General features: G+C 72.5%; 1 protein-coding gene. It reads left to right on the plus strand.

Annotated features, from left to right (window positions below):
* A partial coding sequence (locus tag HKX41_11490; GenBank protein NNC24755.1) for a hypothetical protein occupies positions 1–273 on the plus strand: 273 nt, incomplete at both ends.

The raw sequence follows: 273 nt of genomic DNA on the forward strand, positions 1-273 counted from the left end.
TTTCCAGCCTCACCATCACCAAGGGGCCGAGCCTGCAGGCCAACGCCTCCGGCGGCATCGGCGGCGTGGTCGAAATGGAAACGCTCAAGGCCGACGATGTGCTGCGCGAAGGCCGCGACTGGGGCCTGCGCTTGCGCGGCGGCGTCTCCAACGCCAGCGCGCGCGACCTGCCCGCTTACGGCGACGCGCCGCGCAGCGACCGCAACGCGCTCGGCGGCGGCTTCGGCAACATCGCCATGGCCGGCCGCTGGGACCGCTTCGATCTGGTCGCCG

The organism is Salifodinibacter halophilus (genome assembly GCA_012999515.1).
Classification (GTDB): domain Bacteria; phylum Pseudomonadota; class Gammaproteobacteria; order Nevskiales; family Salinisphaeraceae; genus Salifodinibacter; species Salifodinibacter halophilus.